This window comes from Actinomadura montaniterrae (genome assembly GCF_008923365.1).
In the GTDB taxonomy this organism is placed as follows: domain Bacteria; phylum Actinomycetota; class Actinomycetes; order Streptosporangiales; family Streptosporangiaceae; genus Spirillospora; species Spirillospora montaniterrae.
The window spans coordinates 1-7,304 of record NZ_WBMR01000347.1 but is presented as its reverse complement, the minus strand read 5'-3'; the positions used below and the strand labels follow the sequence as shown (position 1 = coordinate 7,304).

Below are 7,304 nucleotides of genomic sequence, written 5' to 3'. Positions count from 1 at the left end.
CCTGCGCGGCGGCCGGCGGGACGAGCACCGCGGCCGCGCACGCGGCGGCGCAGGCGGCCGAGGCGAGCGCCGTGGCCGGGCGGGCGGAGGGACGGGGGGTCCTCATGCTGGAGGGAGCCTTCCGGTGTCGGCTGAGTCACATTAACGTTCACGTGATCGTTCACACACCATCGATGTCCAGCCGCCGTCCTGTCAAGAGCGGAAACGAAAACGGCCCGGCTCCCCGCACGAGCGAACAGCAGGCGCGTGCATGGAACCGGACCGGACGCGGCGGTCCCGCGGGCCGTCGGTCTTAGGCGTCGAGGCGGGCCGCGGCCTGGTCGGCGAGGGCGCGGGCCAGTTCCGCGGCCTGCGCGTCCCCGAGCGGCTCGTGGCCCACGAGGACGCGGTACCAGAGCACGCCGTAGACCTGGTCGACCATCAGGGCGAGGTCGGCGCCGGCCGCGATCTCGCCGCGGTCCCGCGCTCGCTCCAACAGCTCGGAAAGGACGCGGCGGCGCGACTCGACGAACGCGCGCATGTGCTCGCGGGCGTGCGGGTCGCGCTGCGCCTCGGCCATCGAGTGGCGCAGGACGGTCGCGGTGAGCCGCTGGCCCGCGCCGCGGAACGTGGCGGTCAGGAACGCCTCGAGGTCGCCGCGGAGCGTGCCGGTGTCGGGCACGGGGATGTCCGTGCCCGCGCGTTCGGCCATCGCCTCCAGCAGCACGGCGCCCTTGGACGGCCACCAGCGGTAGATCGTCTGCTTGCCGACGCCGGCCGCGGCGGCGAGCGAGTCGATCGTGACGGGGGTCCCGTCGTCGCGGGCGAGCAGGTCGACGGCGACGTCGAGGATCGCGCGCCGCGCGGCCTCGTTGCGGCGGCGTCCGGTGTGCGGCCGTCGGCTGTCACTCATGGCACCACCTTACCCATTTGACGAGACCGCCGGTCTCGATGAATACTTGTCGAGACAGAAGGTCTCGACAACTGAAGGAGCCGGCCATGTCGCTCACCGGAAAGCGCACCCTCGTCTTCGGCGGCACCTCGGGCATCGGCGCGGCCACCGCCGAGCTGTTCGCCGGCCAGGGCGCCGACGTCGTGATCACCGGCCGGGACGAGGAGCGCCTCGCCAAGGCCGCCGCCGGCGGCCTCACCGCCCGCCGCGTCGACGCCTCCTCGCCCGAGGAGGTGACCGCGTTCTTCGCCGAGGACACCCGCTACGACCACCTGATCCTCGCGCTGAGCGGCGGGTCCGGCGCGGGCCCGTTCGGCACGCTGGACCTGGCCGACCTGCGCGACGGCTTCGAGGCGAAGTTCTGGCTGCACCTGCGGATCGTCCAGGCGGCGCTGCCCCGGCTCGCCGAGGACGGCTCGGTCACCTTCATCACCGCCTCGTCCGCCCGCGCGGCGCTGCCCGGCACCGCCGGCCTCGCCGCGATCAACGGCGCGCTGGAGGCGATGGTGCGGCCGCTCGCGACCGAGCTGGCGCCGCTGCGGGTCAACGCCGTCTCCCCCGGCGTCATCGAGACGCCCTGGTGGGACGGGATGCCCGCCGAGCAGCGCGACGCGATGTTCGCCCAGCACGCCGCCGCGCTGCCGGTCGGCCGGGTGGGGCGGCCCGAGGACGTCGCGCACGCGGTCCTGCTCGCCGCGGCCAACGGGTTCGTCACCGGCCAGGTGATCGAGTGCAACGGCGGCCTCAGCCTGCCGACCGGCCGCTGACCGTCTACGCTGTCGCTTCCGATCTTCCCGAGGAGGCGCCGCCGTGGCCGACGACGTGGCCGACGACAGAGCGGGCGACGGGCCGCCCGACGGGCCGGGCGACGGCCCGCCCGGCGGGGCGGGCGAGCCCGTCACCCCCGACCGGCTGCGCGCCTTCAGCGACGGCGTCTTCGCGATCGCCGCGACCCTGCTGATCCTGGAGGTCAAGGCGCCGGCCGCCGACGAGCGCGTGTGGCACGCGCTGCGCACCGAGTGGCCGGCGCTCGCCGCCTACGCCGTGACGTTCCTGGTCATCGGCATCGCCTGGATCCACCACCACAACCTGTTCCACCAGGTCCGCACGGTGGACCGGCGCATGCTGCTGCTGAACCTCGGCATGCTCGCGACGATCAGCTTCCTGCCGCTGCCGACCGCGACGCTCGGCGGCCACCTGCGCGGCGGCGACGCGTCCGCCGCCGCGGTGTTCTACTCGGCCTCGATGGCGGCCGCGTCCGCCTGGTTCACGCTGTTCTGGCACCACCTGTGCCGGCGGCCGTACCTGATGCACCCCGCCGCCCGCGACGGGGCGCGGCGGGCCCGCCGCAACTCGCTGCTCGGGCCCGTCGGCTACGTCGCCGCCGCCCTGCTCGCCCCGCTCACCCCGGAGGGCTCGCTCGCCCTCAGCGCCGCGCTCGTCCTGTACTTCGTCGTGGGCCGGCGCGCCCCCGCCACCCGCACCCGCCTCCCCGCGAAATGAGAAAGGGCCGCCTCCCCTCGCGGGGAGACGGCCCGTTTCGCAGCGGCCCTTACTTGCGGATGAGGTTCCGCAGGACGTACTGCAGGATGCCGCCGTTGCGGTAGTAGTCCGCCTCACCGGGGGTGTCGATGCGGACGTCGACCGTGAACTCCTTGCCGTCCGCCTTCACCGTCACCTCGTCCGGGATGCCGCCCTCGTTGAGCGCCGTCACGCCGGTGATGTCGAACGTCTCGGTGCCGGTCAGCCCGAGGGACTCGGCCGAGTCGCCCTCCTTGAACTGCAGCGGCAGGACGCCGAGGCCGATCAGGTTCGAGCGGTGGATGCGCTCGTACGACTGCGCGATGACGGCGCGGACGCCGAGCAGCGCGGTGCCCTTCGCGGCCCAGTCGCGGGACGAGCCGGAGCCGTACTCCTTGCCCGCGAGCACGACCAGCGGGGTGCCCTGCGCGGCGTAGTTCTGCGCGGCGTCGTAGATGAACGCCTGCGGCGCGCCGTCCTGCGTGAAGTCGCGGGTGTAGCCGCCCTCCACGTCGTCCAGCAGCTGGTTGCGCAGCCGGATGTTGGCGAACGTGCCGCGGATCATCACCTCGTGGTTGCCGCGGCGCGAGCCGTAGGAGTTGAAGTCCTTCACCGCGACGCCGTTGTCCTGCAGGTACTGCGCGGCGGGCGTGCCGACCTTGATGGACCCGGCGGGCGAGATGTGGTCGGTGGTGACCGAGTCGCCGAGCTTGGCGAGCACCCGCGCGCCGCTGATGTCGGAGACCGGCTCCGGCTCGGCGCCCATGCCGTCGAAGTACGGCGCCTTGCGGACGTAGGTGGACGCCTGGTCCCACTCGAACAGGTCGCCGGTCGGGATGTCGAGGCCGGTCCAGCGCTCGTCGCCCTTGAAGACGTCGGCGTAGCTCTGCGCGAACATCTCCTGCCCGATGGACGACTCGACGATCGCGGCGACCTCCTCCGGCGCGGGCCAGATGTCGCGCAGGTACACCGGGCCGTCGGTGCCCTCGGCGATCGGGTCGTTGAGGATGTCGATGTCCATCGTCCCGGCCAGCGCGTAGGCGATGACCAGCGGCGGGGACGCCAGGTAGTTCATCTTCACGTCGGGGCTGATGCGGCCCTCGAAGTTGCGGTTGCCGGACAGCACCGCGGTGACCGCCAGGTCGTTGTCGTTGACGGCCTTGGAGATCTCCGGCTGCAGCGGGCCGGTGTTGCCGATGCAGGTGGTGCAGCCGTACCCGACCAGGTTGAAGCCGATCTTGTCGAGGTACGGGGTGAGGCCCGCGCGCTCGTAGTAGTCGGTGACGACCTGCGAGCCGGGGGCGAGGGAGGTCTTCACCCACGGCTTGCGGGTGAGGCCCTTCTCGACGGCGTTCTTGGCCAGCAGCGCCGCGCCGATCATCACGTACGGGTTGGAGGTGTTGGTGCAGGACGTGATGGCCGCGACCGCGACGTGGCCGTGGTCGAGCTCGAACGTCGTGCCGTCGTCCAGCGTGACCGGCACCCGGTTGTGCGGGCGGCCGGCGTCGTCGCCGGCGAGGTGGCGCGGCTTGTCGCCGTTGCCGCCGTGGCTGATCGCCGGGGAGTCGGACGCGGGGAACGACTCGTCGGACGCCTCGTCCGCCGGGCCCTGCACGCTCTTGACGTAGTTCTGCACGTCGCGGCGCCAGGTCTGCTTGGCGGCCGACAGGGCGATGCGGTCCTGCGGGCGCTTCGGGCCGGCCAGCGACGGGACGACCGTGCCGAGGTCCAGCTCGAGGTACTCGGAGAACTCCGGCTCGACCGACGGGTCGAGCCACAGGCCCTGCTCCTTGGCGTAGGCCTCGACGAGCGCGACCTGCTCCTCGTCGCGGCCGGTCAGCCGCAGGTAGCTCAGCGTCTCGTCGTCGATCGGGAAGATCGCGCAGGTGGAGCCGAACTCGGGGCTCATGTTGCCGATCGTGGCGCGGTTGGCCAGCGGCAGCGCGTGCACGCCCTCGCCGTAGAACTCCACGAACTTGCCGACGACGCCGTGCTCGCGCAGCATCTCGGTGATGGTGAGCACCAGGTCCGTCGCGGTGGTGCCGGCGGGCAGCTCGCCGGTCAGCTTGAAGCCGACGACGCGCGGGATCAGCATGGAGATCGGCTGGCCGAGCATCGCGGCCTCCGCCTCGATGCCGCCGACGCCCCAGCCGAGCACGCCGATGCCGTTCTCCATCGTCGTGTGCGAGTCGGTGCCGACGCAGGTGTCGGGGTAGGCGACGCCGTTGCGGTCGAACACCACGCGGGCCAGGTGCTCGATGTTCACCTGGTGGACGATGCCCGTCCCCGGCGGCACGACCTTGAACTCGTCGAACGCCGTCTGGCCCCAGCGCAGGAACTGGTAGCGCTCCTTGTTGCGCTCGTACTCGACCTGCACGTTGCGCTCGAACGCCTGCGGCGAGCCGAAGTACTCCACGATGACGGAGTGGTCGATGACCATCTCGGCGGGCGCCAGCGGGTTGATCTTCGTCGGGTCGCCGCCGAGGTCCCGCACGGCCTCGCGCATCGTCGCGAGGTCCACCACGCACGGCACGCCGGTGAAGTCCTGCATGATCACCCGGGCCGGGGTGAACTGGATCTCCTTGCTCGGCTGCGCCTTGGCGTCCCACTGGGCGAGCGCGCGGATGTGCTCGGCGGTGACGTTCGCGCCGTCCTCGGTGCGCAGCAGGTTCTCGAGCAGCACCTTCAGGCTGTACGGGAGACGGGCCGAGCCCTCGACGGCGTCCAGCCGGTAGATGTCGTACGACTTGCCGCCCACCTGCAGCTTGCTCAGGCTGCCGAAGCTGTTCGCGGACACGGACTCCTCCTCCGTCGCACGCCGCGCGTCCGGTCCGGGACATGACCGCGCGGCGACGTTCATCGTGGTGTTCAATGTGCGCCCGCCCTCGCGGCCGGCGCGGGTCGGGCGGCGCGGCGCGCGGCGAGGCGGGTGTGCTCGTCTACCTTGATCCTGCCCTAGTCAAGCCCTTGACCGGGAACCGGGTCCGCCTAACTTCCGCAGGATTTTTCTTGATGTCAAGATACATCCAATTTATCTCGACATCAAGCTACTCCGCCCCCGGCAGCTTCGCCCACACCGCCTTGCCTCCCTCGTTCAGCGGCCGGACGCCCCAGCACCCCCGCACGAACCCGGCGACCAGCAGAAGCCCCCGCCCGCACACCGCCCGGTCGTCGGGCGGCCGCACCACCGGGCGGCCCGCCCCCGAGTCCCACACCTCGACCACCGGCCGCCCGTCCCGCTCGTCCAGGTACAACCGGACGACGATCGGCCCCTCGCCATGCCGCCAGGCATTGGTGACCAGCTCGCAGACGACCAGCCGCCCGAGGTGGTCGTCCTCGATCCCCCACTCGGCGAAGCACCCGGCAAGAAACCGCCGTGCGAACAGCGGAGCGTGAACCGTCGATTCGAGGACGAGCGTGCGCGGACCTTCGGGCGCGAGCGCCATAGCGGACATACCGGTTCACCTCGGAAGACTCCATGGATTCCTGTGACCGAAGCGTCTCCCCGCGGCGATGCTTCGGAGAGACGAAGCCCGAGGCGGCGGGCATCGACGTGACTTCGCGTACATCACCGGTCATCGCACGGTCATCACTGGAGGTGGACATGCCGCAACGCCCGAAGCGCCTCACACCGTCCCGCGGCCCGCTGGACCTTTTCGGCTCCGAGGTGCGGCGGTATCGGACGATGGCGGGACTGTCGCTGGCCCAGCTCGCAGAGCAGATCCCCTACGCCCCGTCCACGATCGGAGAGATCGAACGGGGCGAGTCAGGCTGCGACCGCGGGTTCGCCGAGGACTGCGACCGCGTCCTCGACACCCGCGACGCCCTCGCCCACCTCCACGACGGCCTCTTCGACGGCCGCTCAGCCGTGTTCCCGAAGTGGTTCGAGGGATGGCCCGAGTTCGAGAGCCGGGCCGAGATCCTCCGGATCTACGAGCCGCTCGTGATCACAGGCCTCCTGCAAGTGCCTTCCTTGGCAGAAGTACTCCTGTACGGCGATCAGCAGAGGGTCGCGGGCCGCCTGGAACGCCAGGCGATCCTTGCCCGGGAAGACCCACCTCCGCCGCGCATGGTGTACGTCCTGCCAGAACGCGTCCTGAGGTCACGTGTCGGCACGGCCGCCACGATGTACGAGCAGCTGCACTACCTCGCCGACGCGGTGTCGCCACACCTGTCCGTCCAGGTCATCCCGGATGGAGAGCCACACCCGGGGAACTCCGGAGCATTCATGATCGCCACCATGGCCGGAGGCGACGAAGTGGCCTACACGGATGGCGAACCGCATGGAATCATCAGAGACGGTCGGTCAGACATCGACCGACTTAACCGCCGATTCACCGACATAAGTACCTACGCGCTACCAGCAGCGATGTCGGCGGTGCTCATTCGAGAGATTGCGGAGGAGGCGTGGAAGCCATGACTTCGCGTCCGGCTTGGCGGAAGAGCAGCTACAGCAGCAGCAACGGGGGCGCCTGCGTCGAGTTGGCCGATCTCGGCAACACGATCGGTGTCCGCGACAGCAAGGATCCGTGTGGCGGTCATATCAACATCAGCCGTGAAGGCCTGGACGTATTGCTCGCTCGGCTGAAGCAGCGGTGACGTCCGCGTTTTGAGCGAGGCTACGCCGGGTTAGGCCCCGGGGCCGGCTCTGGAACGACCAGTCGGCATACCGTGGCGAATTCGCCGGCAAGAGGGGTGTTCGGGTGGTGGGGTGGCGCTTGCGTACGGGGCCGCCCCTCCAAAGTCAAGGGCGCCTTCGGCGTCGCTTCGCGATGGACTTCGTCCACCCTTGACTTTGGAGCCTCTGCGGCCCCTGGGCAGGTGATGGGGGCAGGCTCCGCCTGCCCCGCCC

At 70.8% G+C, this 7,304-nt stretch carries 7 protein-coding genes; 4 read left to right on the top strand and 3 right to left on the bottom strand.

Annotated features, from left to right (window positions below; all coding sequences use genetic code 11):
• Positions 1-292: 292 nt before the first annotated feature.
• Positions 293-892 carry a TetR/AcrR family transcriptional regulator gene (locus tag F9B16_RS47965; RefSeq protein ID WP_151546938.1) on the bottom strand — a complete coding sequence of 200 codons (600 nt, stop codon included), beginning with the start codon at positions 890-892 and terminating at the stop codon, positions 293-295.
• A gap of 86 nt (positions 893-978) precedes the next feature.
• On the opposite strand from F9B16_RS47965, the gene F9B16_RS47960 reads away from it, so the two are divergent.
• Positions 979-1,698: an SDR family oxidoreductase gene (locus F9B16_RS47960; protein WP_151546937.1), complete on the top strand. Its 720-nt coding sequence runs from the start codon at positions 979-981 to the stop codon at positions 1,696-1,698.
• A 43-nt stretch (positions 1,699-1,741) separates the two neighbouring features.
• A complete protein-coding gene (locus F9B16_RS47955; RefSeq protein WP_151546936.1) occupies positions 1,742-2,434 on the top strand; it encodes a TMEM175 family protein in 693 nt (230 codons plus the stop codon).
• A 49-nt stretch (positions 2,435-2,483) separates the two neighbouring features.
• Here the strand turns inward: F9B16_RS47955 and F9B16_RS47950 are convergent, their stop codons facing one another.
• Together F9B16_RS47950 and F9B16_RS47945 are read right to left on the bottom strand one after the other, a co-directional pair.
• A complete protein-coding gene (locus F9B16_RS47950) occupies positions 2,484-5,249 on the bottom strand; it encodes an aconitate hydratase (RefSeq protein ID WP_151546935.1) in 2,766 nt (921 codons plus the stop codon).
• A gap of 250 nt (positions 5,250-5,499) precedes the next feature.
• Positions 5,500-5,907, bottom strand: coding sequence for an ATP-binding protein (locus F9B16_RS47945; RefSeq protein ID WP_151546934.1), 408 nt, complete (start codon positions 5,905-5,907; stop codon positions 5,500-5,502).
• A gap of 23 nt (positions 5,908-5,930) precedes the next feature.
• On the opposite strand from F9B16_RS47945, the gene F9B16_RS47940 reads away from it, so the two are divergent.
• Together F9B16_RS47940 and F9B16_RS47935 are read left to right on the top strand one after the other, a co-directional pair.
• Complete coding sequence (locus F9B16_RS47940; RefSeq protein ID WP_151546933.1) at positions 5,931-6,872, top strand: helix-turn-helix domain-containing protein; 942 nt, start codon at positions 5,931-5,933, stop codon at positions 6,870-6,872.
• Positions 6,869-7,051, top strand: a complete 183-nt coding sequence (locus F9B16_RS47935; RefSeq protein WP_151546939.1) for a DUF397 domain-containing protein — start codon at positions 6,869-6,871, stop codon at positions 7,049-7,051. Before F9B16_RS47940 ends, F9B16_RS47935 begins: the two co-directional genes overlap by 4 nt.
• Positions 7,052-7,304 lie beyond the last annotated feature (253 nt).